At 67.9% G+C, this 12,501-nt stretch carries 13 protein-coding genes; 4 read left to right on the top strand and 9 right to left on the bottom strand.

Features of this window, described 5'->3' with window-relative positions:
• Positions 1-4: 4 nt before the first annotated feature.
• Entirely contained in the window at positions 5-283 is a 279-nt protein-coding gene (locus tag IPG68_11970; protein MBK6763928.1) for a hypothetical protein, read from the bottom strand.
• Positions 284-300: 17 nt separating this feature from the next.
• Between IPG68_11970 and IPG68_11965 the strand changes: the two genes are divergently transcribed.
• Together IPG68_11965 and IPG68_11960 are read left to right on the top strand one after the other, a co-directional pair.
• Positions 301-1,503 carry a DUF222 domain-containing protein gene (locus tag IPG68_11965; GenBank protein MBK6763927.1) on the top strand — a complete coding sequence of 401 codons (1,203 nt, stop codon included), beginning with the start codon at positions 301-303 and terminating at the stop codon, positions 1,501-1,503.
• A 183-nt stretch (positions 1,504-1,686) separates the two neighbouring features.
• Positions 1,687-2,688, top strand: a complete 1,002-nt coding sequence (locus IPG68_11960) for a CapA family protein (protein ID MBK6763926.1) — start codon at positions 1,687-1,689, stop codon at positions 2,686-2,688.
• 3 nt (positions 2,689-2,691) lie between these two features.
• Here the strand turns inward: IPG68_11960 and IPG68_11955 are convergent, their stop codons facing one another.
• Positions 2,692-2,886 (bottom strand): hypothetical protein, encoded by a 195-nt coding sequence (locus IPG68_11955; protein ID MBK6763925.1) that lies wholly within the window; start codon positions 2,884-2,886, stop codon positions 2,692-2,694.
• A 1-nt stretch (position 2,887) separates the two neighbouring features.
• On the opposite strand from IPG68_11955, the gene IPG68_11950 reads away from it, so the two are divergent.
• Positions 2,888-3,115: a cytidylate kinase family protein gene (locus IPG68_11950; GenBank protein ID MBK6763924.1), complete on the top strand. Its 228-nt coding sequence runs from the start codon at positions 2,888-2,890 to the stop codon at positions 3,113-3,115.
• A gap of 12 nt (positions 3,116-3,127) precedes the next feature.
• Here the strand turns inward: IPG68_11950 and IPG68_11945 are convergent, their stop codons facing one another.
• The 5 genes from IPG68_11945 to IPG68_11925 all read right to left on the bottom strand — a co-directional run bounded on the left by IPG68_11945 (position 3,128) and on the right by IPG68_11925 (position 6,034).
• A complete protein-coding gene (locus tag IPG68_11945; protein MBK6763923.1) occupies positions 3,128-3,658 on the bottom strand; it encodes a hypothetical protein in 531 nt (176 codons plus the stop codon).
• Positions 3,658-4,470: a DUF4339 domain-containing protein gene (locus IPG68_11940; protein ID MBK6763922.1), complete on the bottom strand. Its 813-nt coding sequence runs from the start codon at positions 4,468-4,470 to the stop codon at positions 3,658-3,660. Before IPG68_11940 ends, IPG68_11945 begins: the two co-directional genes overlap by 1 nt.
• A gap of 51 nt (positions 4,471-4,521) precedes the next feature.
• Positions 4,522-5,121: a hypothetical protein gene (locus IPG68_11935; GenBank protein ID MBK6763921.1), complete on the bottom strand. Its 600-nt coding sequence runs from the start codon at positions 5,119-5,121 to the stop codon at positions 4,522-4,524.
• 171 nt (positions 5,122-5,292) lie between these two features.
• Positions 5,293-5,505: a PLDc N-terminal domain-containing protein gene (locus IPG68_11930; protein MBK6763920.1), complete on the bottom strand. Its 213-nt coding sequence runs from the start codon at positions 5,503-5,505 to the stop codon at positions 5,293-5,295.
• Between the two features lie 25 nt (positions 5,506-5,530).
• Positions 5,531-6,034: a hypothetical protein gene (locus IPG68_11925; GenBank protein MBK6763919.1), complete on the bottom strand. Its 504-nt coding sequence runs from the start codon at positions 6,032-6,034 to the stop codon at positions 5,531-5,533.
• Positions 6,035-6,188: 154 nt separating this feature from the next.
• Between IPG68_11925 and IPG68_11920 the strand changes: the two genes are divergently transcribed.
• Positions 6,189-7,367, top strand: coding sequence for an inorganic phosphate transporter (locus tag IPG68_11920; protein ID MBK6763918.1), 1,179 nt, complete (start codon positions 6,189-6,191; stop codon positions 7,365-7,367).
• A gap of 4 nt (positions 7,368-7,371) precedes the next feature.
• On the opposite strand, the gene IPG68_11915 is transcribed toward IPG68_11920, so the two are convergent.
• Both IPG68_11915 and IPG68_11910 read right to left on the bottom strand, forming a co-directional pair.
• Positions 7,372-9,177, bottom strand: a complete 1,806-nt coding sequence (locus tag IPG68_11915) for a SulP family inorganic anion transporter (protein ID MBK6763917.1) — start codon at positions 9,175-9,177, stop codon at positions 7,372-7,374.
• 103 nt (positions 9,178-9,280) lie between these two features.
• Positions 9,281-12,424, bottom strand: coding sequence for a hypothetical protein (locus tag IPG68_11910; GenBank protein MBK6763916.1), 3,144 nt, complete (start codon positions 12,422-12,424; stop codon positions 9,281-9,283).
• Positions 12,425-12,501 lie beyond the last annotated feature (77 nt).

The following is a 12,501-nucleotide window of genomic DNA, read 5'->3' as shown; positions in this document are numbered from 1 at the left end:
AGCGCTAACCGATGTGCACGGGCTGCCGGTCCTCCGGGGTGATGCGTACCCCCATCGATGTGGGTACGACCAGACTCCACCGGGCATCCTGGCGCAGTTCCTTTCGGATCACCTCTCTGCTGAACAGGCTGCCGTCCTCCCCGGTCCAGCAGGGCGAGAGTCGCAGCACCCCAACGTGCCACGTGTTGCGATGCGCTGACTCCGGGTTGAGGACGACGGCGCGAAGTGACCGAGGGGCAGCCGGCACGACGCTGTCCACATCCTCCCGCGCCGTATCGAACATGTGTTCTATACTGGGGTATGCCCGGAACCGGACCTACCCCCTCCGCGGCCCTGGACCAGCTCAGGGCCGTGTTCCGGGCACTCGACGATCAGGGGCACCTCGACGACCTGCACGACGCGGAGCAGGCCCGCAGGCGCGCCGACGCGGTCCACGCGGTGCGGGTCGCCGAGCTGGCCGCCCGGTCGCAGGCCGCCAGCCGTGGCATCGGGGGGGCCGGCACCGAGGAGATCGGGTGGCTGCTCGGGCTGTCCAGCCGGGCCGCTGCCCACCTGGTCGGCAGCTGTGAGGACCTGGTGTCCCGCCCGCTGGTGTTCGACGGGTTGCACCAGGGGCTGATCGACCGCACCCGCGCCCTGAAGATCGTGCACCTGCTGGCCGAGGTCCCCGACCCGGCCCGCGAACACCTGGAAGCCCGGGCCATCGCCTACGGCGCCGAGCACACCACCGCCCAGTTGCACCGGTACCTGCTGCGCATGACCTGCGACCACGACCCCGACGAAACCCTGCGCAAACAGGCCTTGGACCGCCGCGGGGTCGCCCTGATCCGGCGCGGGCACGGCATGTCCAGCATCTGCATCGACATCTCCGCCGAACAGGCCGACGCGTTCATCCAAGGCCTCGACCACTACGCGAACAACCACCACCCGGACCCCTACGACCAAGGCCCGAACCGCAGCGTGGAGCAGCGCCGCGCCGACGCCCTGGTCGGGCTGATCACCGACCGCACCACCTGGGACGTGCACGTGGCCATCAGCATCCCCGCCGACATGCTGATGGGCGTGGAAACCGCCGGCGCGGACCTCAACGGCTCCCCGGTCACCCACGCCCTGGCCCTGCATCTGGCCTGGTCCCCCGACGCCCGCTGGACCCGGCTGGTCACCGACCCGCTCACCGGGGTCCTCCTGGACCCCGGCAGCACCCGCTACGAGATCCCGAAGAAACTACGCCACGCCATCCGGGCCCGCGACCTCACCTGCCGGTGGCCCGGCTGCACCCGCAAGGCCGAATACACCGACACCGACCACGTCATCCCCCACCGACTGTCCGGGCACACCAGCGCCGACGGGCTCGTCTGCCTATGCCGGTACCACCACCGCCTCAAAACCTTCGGACACTGGAAGATCCACACCAAGTCCACCTACGCCCTCGACCTGCACATCACCGCCCCCCTGGGCACCACCCGCACCACCAAACCCCCACAGCACCCACGACGAGACTGAACCGGCGCCGCGTAGGCTCCAGGTATGAGGCAGGCGCCTTGCCGTGTTCCTGCCATTTCGGTTGGCCTCGCGGCGGCAGTCGCACTGTCCATCTGCGGCTGCGCGTCCGAGGTCAGCGTTGATGCCGCACCAACTCCAAGCCAGGTCACAGCGTCTGCGCGAGGACCGGCTTCCTTCACGGTGATGGCCAACGGCGACGTACTGATCCACAACACACAGTGGCTCGAGGCCGCCCAGACCGGCGGCGGCGAAATGGATTTCCGGCCACAGCTCGCGGGGATCCGGAAGCGGATCGCGCCGGCGGACCTGGCGATCTGCCATCTGGAGACCACCCTGGCCCCACCCGCCGGGCCGTTCGGCGGATACCCGGTGTTCGCCACCCCGCCGGAGATCGTCGACGCGATCGAGGCCACCGGCTACGACGGGTGTTCCACGGTGAGCAACCACACTCTTGACCAGGGCTTCGCCGGCGTCGAGCGCACCATCGACGGCATGACCGCTGCAGAGCTGGGGCACGCCGGGACGGCCAGGACGCGGGCGGAGTCGCGCAAGCCGATGATCTACGACGTCCACGGCGTGAAGGTCGCGCACTTGGCCTACACCAGTGACTTCAACGGCTACTCGGTCCCACCGGACAAGCCCTGGTGCTGCAACACGCTGTCTGCCGCCAAGGTCATCGCCGACGCCGAGTCGGCCCGGGTCTCCGGTGCGCGTGTGGTGATCGTCTCGATGCACGCCGGGGACGAGAATGTGGCCCGCCCGAGCGCTCGCCAACGCCGCATAGCCCAGCGGCTGGCCGCCAGTGGGACGGTGGATCTGGTCATCGGGAATCATGTCCACGTCGTGCAGCCGGTCGAGAAGATCCACGGGATGTGGATCGCGTACGGCCACGGGAATCTGATCAGCGGGCAGTACGAGTCGTGGCCCCGCAACCGTGAAGGCGTCACGACGTCGTTCACCTTCAGCCGGCAGGGCGACGGCACCTACGTGATCACGGACGCCGTCGGATACCCCACCTTCAACGCGGCTCATCCGACCCGGGTCGTCGACCTGGTGAGCGCATTGCCACGGACCGGCGGTGATCCGCGACTGCTCGAGGCCTACCGGACCACCAAGCGGACGCTGCTCAGCCTGGGCGCCGACCGGGATGGCTTCGTCGTGCCGGAGCCGGGCGGCCGCGGCTGAACCTCACCCTGCCGGCCGGGCCGCGATGCGGCGCAGGGACCAGTGGTGTCGGATGGCCAGCAGGCGCAGGGCTAGCGTGAGCGCGATCGCTGCCCAGCCGCTGAGTTCCCCGGAGACACCGAGGCTGACGAGGCTCACCAGGAGGATCGCGCCGGCCGCGGAGGCGAGCGCGTAGATCTCGCCCAGCTCAACTGGCACGGTGGAGGACCGGGTCGCCCGAGCGGCGCAGCAGGAGGGCATCTCGCCGCAGGAAGCCGCGGCCCGCCAGGAGCGCGAGGACCAGATCCGTTCCGACATCTCCATGGTGATGTACGGCTGGGACCCGCGGCTGCCGGAGCGTTACGACATGGTGCTCAACACCAGTCGCATCTCCCTGGACGCCGTGGTCGACGCCATCGTCGACGCACTCGGCATCGTGGGGTCGTGACGGGCTTCCAGCTCACTTCTTGAGCGGCCGCAGCCTGTCCCGGAGCGCGTCGAACTGCTGCACGATCCAGCCGATGAGCGCGTCGGTGTTCACCGACGACCCGGTCACGTAGTCGTCGAGGTTCACCAGGTGGAACGTGCGCGCGTTGACGGTGTTGAGCTGGTGGTTGACCCGGACCTCTCCGGCCACCGGGATCTTGAACAGGTTGGCGAAGTCAGTGCGCCACATGGTCGCGAGGTCGTCGGGGTCGGTGACCTTGTTGCGCATCTCCGCGGTGAACCCGATGACCGTGCGACTGCCCATGCTCTGGCTGATCGCACCCGACCCGGACTTGCGGTCCACCATCACGTACGCCGCCGAGAGCACCTCGTCGCCGGGCAGCTTGAAGCCCAGCGTCTGCTTGTCGGAGTCGGCCACGATCCGGTACGGCCGCCAGCCGTGGTGCGACAACCCGGCCACGATCTGGCCGCAGACGATCTCGTCCTTCGACTCGCGCAACTCGGACTTGTGCGCGTAGTTGGTCATGGCGTTGAACAGGCCCATCAGGACACCTCCCCGAACCGGGCTTGGATGAACGTCTTCATGGTGTACACGACGCTGGCGATGTGCTTGCGCAGCAGTTCGTGGTCGACGTCGAGGTGCTCGTCCACGTAGCGCTCTATCTCCAGCAGCAGGTCGATCTGGGCGTAGACGTAACCCGATGAGAGGTCCGCGTCGAACGTCACCGTGCCGGGCTCGGGGGAGGCGATGAAACCGCTCTGCACCTCCTGCTTGACGGCCTGCCCGACCTTGCTGAACTGCGGTACCCGCTGGCCGTAACCGATGACCGCCGAGGCCCGGTGGCCGATCATCTTGGCCACGGCCGGGTCGGGCGTGAGGTGCTGCAGCGACACGTTCACGCGGGAGTGGTCGGCCGGCTCCTCGAAGCGCAACCGGTGGGTCCCGGCAGTACCGGCCCAGGCGTTGGCCGTCTCAAGGTCGATGAGCACGAACCCGCAGTCCACCAGCGCGGTGATGACGCCGCCCAGCATCGCCTCGTCGATGGAGGTGGCGTACTCGGTCTCCTTGTACATCTCCCAACTGCGTCCGACCAGATCGATGAACTCGTCGTCGAGTTCCTGGTCGGCCATCCCGCTCATCAGGGCCGCGGAAGCGCTGGCAGGCGGGGGCGGTTGTCCGAGGTCCAGTCCGAGTTGGTTCAGCGGGGTCCAGCCGGGGGCACCTTCCCACCAGACGTTCGTCCCCGGCGGCAGTGTCCCGGCTCTGACCTGCTGCACCACGGCTTCCAGCGGCTGCGGGCCCTGCTGGGCACCGGCCGCATCGACCCAGTGGACGGCTTGTGACATCTCAACCATCGGCACCTCCTCGCGAGGGTTGCCAGGCTACCGGCGCGCGGGGCGTTCGCGCTACGGCGTGGTCGGGGGTTCCGCGGTCGCTGTCTGCGTCTCGGTGGCCGTGGCGGTCGAGGTGGCCGTCTGGGTCGACGTCTCCGTGGCCGTTGCGGTGGCGGTCTCGGTCACGGTCCGTGTCGGGCGCGGACTCGGGCTCTCGGTGACGGTCTGGGTGGCGGTCGGGGAGCCGGACGGTTCGGGACCGGAGTCGCCGCCGTTGACCAGGAACCAGATCAGCCCACCGAGGACCAGCAGTGCCGCGAGCACGCCGGCGATGATCCAGCCCACCGGGGACCCCTTCTCCGGCGCGGACTCCACCTCGGACCACTCCATGTAGACCACCGACCCGCGAGGGACCCAGGAGCCGGCCATGGGGTTCTGCGCGATGACCTGGGCGGCGGGAGCCCCGGGCAGGCGAGCCCGGCCGGCGGACGAGGCGGGCGCCTGACCCCACTGGGTGGCCACACCGGGCAGCGGCTGCCCGGGCACCTGCCGGGCCTGGAACATGGGCGCCAGACCGGCTTGGCCGACGAGGTTGAACGCCACCTCCGGACTCAAGCCCACCGCCTGTGGCACCTGCACACTGTCGATGGGCTGCTGCGGCATTGTCGTCATGGCGTCCCTCCCGTGGGTTCTGCGTGCACGCTACCGGTTCACGGGCCGGGCTCGCCCGGCTCTGCTCCAGCCGAAGGGGTTAGTGAAACGGACATCGGGGAGCGAAACACACCGGTTGAACCTCCCCTGCCCGAACCACCAACCGCTGGAGCTGGACTGCCCCGCAGCGGCTCAGCGGCGATGTGTCCAGAGGTACGCCACAGGCCCCACCGGTTGCACGAACAGTGCGAGGGCCCACAGCCCCTTGCGGCCATGCACCTTCGACGCCGGGCGCCGCACGAGGTCGACGGCCGCGGTGGCCGTCAACGACATCTCGATGCTTGCCAACGTCAGGATGACCGTCTTCTGAGCGGGCGTGAGCTCCGCCCATTTCCTGTTGGCCATGCCGCCACCCTACGCCGGAGGGCGATCAGTTCTTGGCGTCACGCTTGGCCTGCCGACGGGTGCCTTGGGCGCGGGTGTCCGCACGACGCTTCGTGGTGCGGGTCGACCGGACAGCGGCGTCCCCGCGCTTCTTCGGGACCGAGGTCGAAGGGGCGGGTTCGGCGGCGGGCTTCTGACCGGACTTCGCCGCGGCGGCCGCGGCGAGCCGCTCCGCCTTCAGGTCCGCGGCGCTCTGCTTGGCGAGAACTGAGAGGCGGCGACTGACGCGGGCGAGGGCGTCCTCGAACACTTCGGCCTTGTCCCGGGCGCGCTGGTTCTTCCCGAACGCCTTACCGCGACCCCCCGCTTTGGACACCCGCTCGGCAGCACCCCGCCGGTACTGACCTGTGTACTTGCTGCGCGCCCGGCGGATGCGGTCGTGCAAGGCGGCCACGGCATCCTCGTCGAGGTCGGCCATCGCCTCGGACGTCGTCTCGAGGACCAGCATGCGCTCGGCGTCGGTGAGGATCGCCAGTTGGGATTTGTTCATGGGTCAGTGTGACCCCCATCCCGGCGGGCGCGCCACCCAGCGACATCCCGGCGAAGATCACATGAACAACCCATGAACAAGGCGTCTGGGCTTTACCTCTCCGTGACCTAGGCGTCACCATGAGTTTGGGCCAGTGTCATATAGGAGGACACCCGTGGATCTTGCACTACTCGCGATCATCGTGCTGGTCGCCGTGGCGTTGTTGTTCGACTTCACCAACGGGTTCCACGACGCCGCCAACAGCGTGGGCACCGTGGTGGCCACACGGGCGCTACCGGCCAAATGGGCGCCGGCCTTCTCCGCGTTCTTCAACTTCTCCGCATTGTTCATCGTGGGCACCGCCGTTGCCAGCACCGTCGGCAAGACGGTCAAAGAGGGCTTCGCCAGCGAAGCTGTGGTCTTCGCGGCCCTCTTCGCGGCCATCGCGTGGAACTACATCACCTGGTACATCGGGATGCCGTCGTCATCGAGCCACGCCATCATCGGTGGTCTGGTGGGCGCGGGCCTCGCCGCCGGTGGCCTCGACGCGATCTCGTGGAGCAGCGTGCAGAAGGCCGCAATCGGCATCATCGCCAGCCCACTGGTCGCCTTCACCATCGCGTTCGTGCTCATGTACTTCGTCTACCTGCTGCAGAAGATCTTCAAGTTGCACGACGACCACCCCACGTTCAAGGGCCTGCAGCTGGTCTCCGCGGCGGCGCTGTCCTTCGGGCACGGCGCGAACGACGCCCAGAAGACGATGGGTGTCATCGGTGCGCTTCTGCTCGGCGCCGGCTACACCACGATGGACGGCAGCGCCATCGTGCTGCCCCTGTGGGTGGAGATCGCCGCCTACACCTCCATCGCACTCGGTACCCTCTGGGGCGGCTGGAAGATCATCGAGACCGTGGGGCTGCGAATCACCACCCTGCACGCCAACTCCGGGGCCGCGGCCAACATCGGCGCCAGCACCGCGATCTTCGGAGCCACCGCCCTCGGTGCCCCCATCTCCACCACGCACGCCGCCGCCTCGTCGGTCGTGGGTGCGGGTGTCTCTTCCGGCAAGGGGGCGAACTGGAGGGTTGTCGGCGAGATGATGCTGGCCTGGATCATCACGATCCCGTTCGCCGCCACCATCGCGTTCGCGATGTTCTGGCTGACGCAACTGCCGATCGTGCTGGCCGTGATCGTCATCGGCGTGATCGTCATCGTGTTCGGCAGTTGGGTCATCTGGGCGATGCGCCACACGATCCACGCCGACGACGTCGAAGCCGAGTTGCTGCCGGACGTCGAACTGGCGGAGTTCGATCAGGACCCGACCCCGCACCTCAAGGGCACGCCCCCGGTCACCTGAGCGGTCACTGCCACCAGTGGCGTGGCTCCTGCACGATGTCGGAGTAGCCACCTGGGGTCTCCCGCTCAGTGGCGATGCGCTCCTCGAGTTCATCCTCGTCGGTCACCTGCGGGTGCGACTTGCCGTCGATTCCCAGGTCCTTGCGCGCTGCCCGCACGCCCGCGGAGATGGAGTGGTACATCCGGCCCTCGCCCAGGGTCTCGATGAACCCGGAGCGGGACAGCACCTGGCGGGCCTGGTAGAACACGCGCACGAGGTACAACTCGATGCCCTGTTCCAGCAGCCGGTCGCGGATGAGTTCGAGCGCGTCCACACTCGTCGTGTCCAGTTGGCTGGTGGCCTCGAGGTCGAGCAGGACCGCGGTGATGCCGCCGGCCTGCCGGACCTGCTCCAGGACCCCCTCGGTGATCGGTGCCGCATTGGCCCAGAACAGCGGCGCGTCCAGCCGGATCACGATCACGCCGTCGTAGGTCTTGCGCTCGGGGTGGTTGCGGATGCTCCCCCAGGCGGCCTTCTCATCTGGGACCTTGCCCATGATCTCCATGTCGATCTGGCTGGACCGGTAGACCAGCCCGAGCACCGCTAGACCGATCGCGGTCAGCAGGCCGTACAACGGACCGAACAGCAGCACCCCGACCAGGGCGGCCAGTGACGAGGTGAAGTCATTGCGCCGGACCTGCCGGTAGCGACGCAGCGCACCGACATCCATGAGTCCCCACACCGCCTGGATGACGATCGCCGACAGAGCCGCCTTGGGCAGCGGGGCCAGAGCCCCGGCCACGGACACGATCGCGAGCAGCACGATGACCGCCGCCGCGACCCCCGTGATCTGGGTCTTCGAGCCGGCCCGCTCGGCCGCCGCGGTCTTCGACAGCGAACCGGCCACACCCATCCCGCCGAAGACACCCGACCCAAGGTTCGCCGCGCCGGTGGCGACGAGTTCCTGATCGGTGTCCACGCGGTAGCCACCGTTGGCCGCGAGCAGACGCGCGGCCGACAGGCCCTCGGCCAGCCCCACCATCGCCAGGGCGATACCGCCGGTGACGACCGGACCGAGGTCACTGATAGCGATCCCCGGAAGTCCGATCGGCGGCAGGCCCGTCGGCACCTCACCCACGGTCCGCACGCCCCGCGCGGCGAGGTCCCACAGGCCGGACAAGGCGATAGCCCCGATGAGCACCAGCAGGCCCCACGGGACCCGCGGCAGGAACCTCGCCCCGAGGAACAGGATCGCCAGCGCGGTCAGACCCACCGCGGCGGTCAGCGGGTCGATCTCGCCCAACGATGTGACGATCGACCACAGCCGCCGGAACACGTCCCCCTGTTCCACGGGCATCCCGAGCAGGTTGGGGATCTCGCCCACGACGATCAAGAGAACCAACCCGAACACGAAACCCGTGACGATCGGACGCGACATGAACTCGGCGGCCCAGCCCAGTTTGAGCAAGCCGCCGAGTATGAGCACGGCCCCGGCAGACAGTGCCAAGGCCGAGGTCATCGCGACCGCCTGGGCCGGATCTCCGCCGGACAGATCGGCCACCAGCGATCCTGACAACACCGACACCGTGGACACCGGCCCGACCACCAAGCGCGGCGACGAACCGAAAACCGCGTACGCGATCAGCGCCAGCGGGATCGAATAGAGCCCGACCAGGACCGGCACTCCTGCGATCCCCGCGTAACCCAGGGACTGCGGCATCGCCAGTGCGGCCACCACGACACCGGCCATGATGTCGGCGCCGAGACAGCGGGCCGGATAGGACCTGATCCACTCCAGCACCGGCACCCGCATGCCTGCATCATCCTCCATTCACCGCCGGTTTACCCGACGGCTACCGGAGAACCGACCGTCCGGCGGGCCCGACGCCTACCCACGGGGTCACCGCCCCGCGGGCCCGACGCCTACCCAGGGGTCACTCCCACGGCGGGCCCGGTGGGGGCAGCGGTGAGCTGGGCCGCAGGCTGAACGCCACGGTGAAGTACTTGTAGTACGGGTCGTCGTTGTCGCGCTTCATCCACAGGTTGTAGGGATACCCGTTGCTCTGATACGAGAAGTCCTTCCACCCACTCGATCCGCGGGCGACCTTCTCATCCATGGGCCAGAAGTGCGACCACGCGTCGGTGCGCTCGTGCCACACGTACGCGGTACCGATGGGATTGATGAACTGCAACTCGTCCTGCCATTCCGCGGGATTCCTGATCGCCGGGTTCTCGAACATCACCCCGACCCGGACCATCGTGGGCAGCCAGCCGTCACTGCTGACGTCGAAGTGCTCGCCATGGCCGAGTTCCTGCCAGTTGCGTTTGTCGTCCACCTCGAGGTACTTCGCCACCCAGATCGTGTGACCGGTGTCATTGACGACGCGCGCCTTGACGTCCTTGAAGAAGCCGTGGCCGAGGCTCTCCTTCTGCGCGGGCGGCACAACAGTGTCCCGCGTGGCTGATGCGGAGTTCTTGTCCCACACACACCACCTGTTCCCGTTGGCCCACTCGCTCCAGGCCGCGCGGACGAAGCCCTCGGGATCGACGCCCAGCTGCTCCTTGCCCGTGCCGAACAGCGGCGCCAGGGAACCTGCTGACGGGTAGGACAACTCGTTGAACAACTTGTAGTCGTTCTTCGTCTCCCCGAAGGCCAGGATGTTGTAGAGGCCCTCGTCGTTCGCGAGGTTCGACGCGTACCGGCGGACCGGCACAGAAGCCCGCGCCGGCGCATCCTTCCACGGCTTGAAACCGTTCACGATGTCCTTGAGGTTCAGCGCGCAGATCGCGCTGTTGACCTGCGTGCGCGGGCCGGCGCCCATGTAGAACACGCGGTACTTGGCCGGCATCAGGGACTGGTAGAACATCACCGACATCGACGTGCGGAACTGCTCGCTGGTCTCCTTCAGCCCCTCCGGGGTGAGTTGCCAGTCGTTGACGTCCTTGCAGGCGTCGGACGTGCCGGCGCACTGCCCCACGCGCTTGAGCTTCGCGTAGTCGGACACCACGATGCGGGGGAACGTCGTACCGACGGTGGTCGTGGCCTCGTCGAGCCGGTCGGCGGTCTTCTCCCCCAACTCGGCGACCTTCGCGCTGTAGTCGTCGTCGAGGCCCTCCCCCGCCCCCACCTCGGCGACCTCCGCCGCGAGGTCGAACGAGGCCATCGCCACGCTCACGGCCTTTCCTACGCCCGGGAGCTCGCCCGCCAGTTCGGCCGCGGCGCGGGTGATGGTCAGCACGTTCGCGGCGACCTTCTGCGCGTTCGGGACCTCCAGGCTCTTGTCGATGCTGTCGGCGACCGCGGTCATCTTCGCCCAGGTCTGCAGTCCGGCGGACTCGTAGGGCTTGGCCAGACGCGCGTAGTAACCGTAGGTCTCGCGGACCCACTTGATCTCCTTGACCAGTTGGTCCTGCGCCGACTCGAAGACCTTCGCCGAGTAGAACGGCGTCTGCTGGTACTTGGCCTGCCGGACATCATCGAGGCGGTTGCTCCAGTACTCGGCACTGTAGGCCTGCGTCCAGTACTGGGCCCGCGGATCCTGGCCGAGGTTGGCCTTCCTGCCAAGATCGGCGAGGGCGCGGGTGAACGCATCGTCGTCATCACCGGGCCACGCTCCGGGCTCGGAGTACAGGACCGTCACCGCCGGCATGTCCGGGTCGACGTCCCCGTCGAGGGTCACGGTCGGGGCGTACCGCCACTGGTTGTCGCGGCTCAGCCAGCCAGCGATGCCGGCGTTGTTCTCTGCCTCGCGCAATGCACGGGGCAGTGCCTTCAGACGGGTCTCACCCTGCACAGAGGAAGCCTTCTTGCAGAGTGTGCGCGCGCGCTTCTTGGCCTTCGGCGTCTTCGCGCGCTTCTTCGCCTTCGCGCACGCGCTGCTCTTCGGTGCGCCTGCCAGCGCCGGCTTGGTCTGGTGGGTGCTCTCCACGCCCGGTCCGGCACCCCACCCGACGAGGGAGTAGGACTGACCGCGGGCGGTCTTGCGGTCCAACGGGCCGTACGCACCGTTACGCGTGGCGCCGAGCCACTCGAGAGCATCCACCAGGTCGTCCAGGGCGATGGCAGTGAGGTAGTCGAGGTCCTTGGGCAGCGGTTGCCCCACCGACACCACGAAGCCGAGCGCCTGATGGCCTGCGATGTCCCTTATCCGGTCGTTCATGCGCTGCACTTCCGAGCGGCCCTTGTCCTGCGTGGCGAAGAAGTCCTGCTGGACGTCGAACTGCGCCGGTCCGGCAGCAGCCCGGTTCATCCACACGACGTGATAACCGCCGCCCGAGACCTTCTGTTTGTAGGGCTTCTCATCGATGCGGACGACATGTGTGTCTGCATCCGACGCCTTGGCGTCTGTCACGAAGGAGATGCGGTCGTTGGGCATCACGTCGTACAGGCCACGGGTGTTGCGGACCAGCATCGTCCGGACCGCCAGGGTGTCCTTCTCCCACGGATTGCCGTTCACCTGGTGTGCGTCTCCGGGCTTCGAGCCCGGCACCCCGACAGCGCTGAAGGTGCCCGGCGTCAACCCGGTTTCGTCAGCCCACCACCACGCACGGTCCACGCCGATGGGCTTGAGCGCCTTGACGACCCCGTAGGGCGCCTGCTCGTTGCCGTACTCACCGAAGTTCGTCGCGACCACAAGGTGTTTCTCGTTGAGCTTGTTGTCTGTGAAGTCCTTCTGCACCGCAGCGATGCAGGGCGCGGCGGCCTTCTCACCGGCGTCGTAACGCTTCTGCCCCACCACCTGGGGACAGGAGTAGTTCTTCGCGTAGACCGGCTTCAGGGTCGAGCGGTTCAGGGCCACGACCGAGAGCCAGGTCCCGGACTGGGATTCGAAGAACTGGCCCTGAAACGTGCTGTCGAGGTTCGCGTTCGGGTCGTCGATGCGGATGCCTGGGAGCCCGAACAACTGCCCGTGCGCGTCGAGGTACACCGCCGGCGACGGGCTGGCGTCCAAGTCGGCCCTGGCGGCGATCACGCGCGTGTCCGAAACAGTCACGTCATCACTTGCGTGCGCCGCGCTAGCCAGGCCCGAAAGCACCAGTCCAGCGGCCACCCCGACGATGATCAGTTTTCCTCCCATGGACGGGGAGTCTATGGGCAGGCCACTGGCGCGGGGAAGGCCTTTCCGGCTGACCCATCCACCATCGCCGCATCGGT

This window comes from Micrococcales bacterium, assembly GCA_016703125.1.
Taxonomy (GTDB): domain Bacteria; phylum Actinomycetota; class Actinomycetes; order S36-B12; family UBA10799; genus JADKAV01.
This window is presented reverse-complemented; position numbering and strand designations above follow the sequence as displayed.

What these genes read in the sequence shown, in the direction of transcription:
- IPG68_11970 (MBK6763928.1), bottom strand. Translation starts at nt 283, where the DNA reads ATGTTCGATACGGCGCGGGAGGATGTGGACAGCGTCGTGCCGGCTGCC.
- IPG68_11965 (MBK6763927.1), top strand. Translation starts at nt 301, where the DNA reads ATGCCCGGAACCGGACCTACCCCCTCCGCGGCCCTGGACCAGCTCAGG.
- IPG68_11960 (MBK6763926.1), top strand. Translation starts at nt 1,687, where the DNA reads ATGGCCAACGGCGACGTACTGATCCACAACACACAGTGGCTCGAGGCC.
- IPG68_11945 (MBK6763923.1), bottom strand. Translation starts at nt 3,658, where the DNA reads ATGGGCCTGTTCAACGCCATGACCAACTACGCGCACAAGTCCGAGTTG.
- IPG68_11940 (MBK6763922.1), bottom strand. Translation starts at nt 4,470, where the DNA reads ATGGTTGAGATGTCACAAGCCGTCCACTGGGTCGATGCGGCCGGTGCC.
- IPG68_11935 (MBK6763921.1), bottom strand. Translation starts at nt 5,121, where the DNA reads ATGACGACAATGCCGCAGCAGCCCATCGACAGTGTGCAGGTGCCACAG.
- IPG68_11930 (MBK6763920.1), bottom strand. Translation starts at nt 5,505, where the DNA reads ATGGCCAACAGGAAATGGGCGGAGCTCACGCCCGCTCAGAAGACGGTC.
- IPG68_11925 (MBK6763919.1), bottom strand. Translation starts at nt 6,034, where the DNA reads ATGAACAAATCCCAACTGGCGATCCTCACCGACGCCGAGCGCATGCTG.
- IPG68_11915 (MBK6763917.1), bottom strand. Translation starts at nt 9,177, where the DNA reads ATGGAGGATGATGCAGGCATGCGGGTGCCGGTGCTGGAGTGGATCAGG.
- IPG68_11910 (MBK6763916.1), bottom strand. Translation starts at nt 12,424, where the DNA reads ATGGGAGGAAAACTGATCATCGTCGGGGTGGCCGCTGGACTGGTGCTT.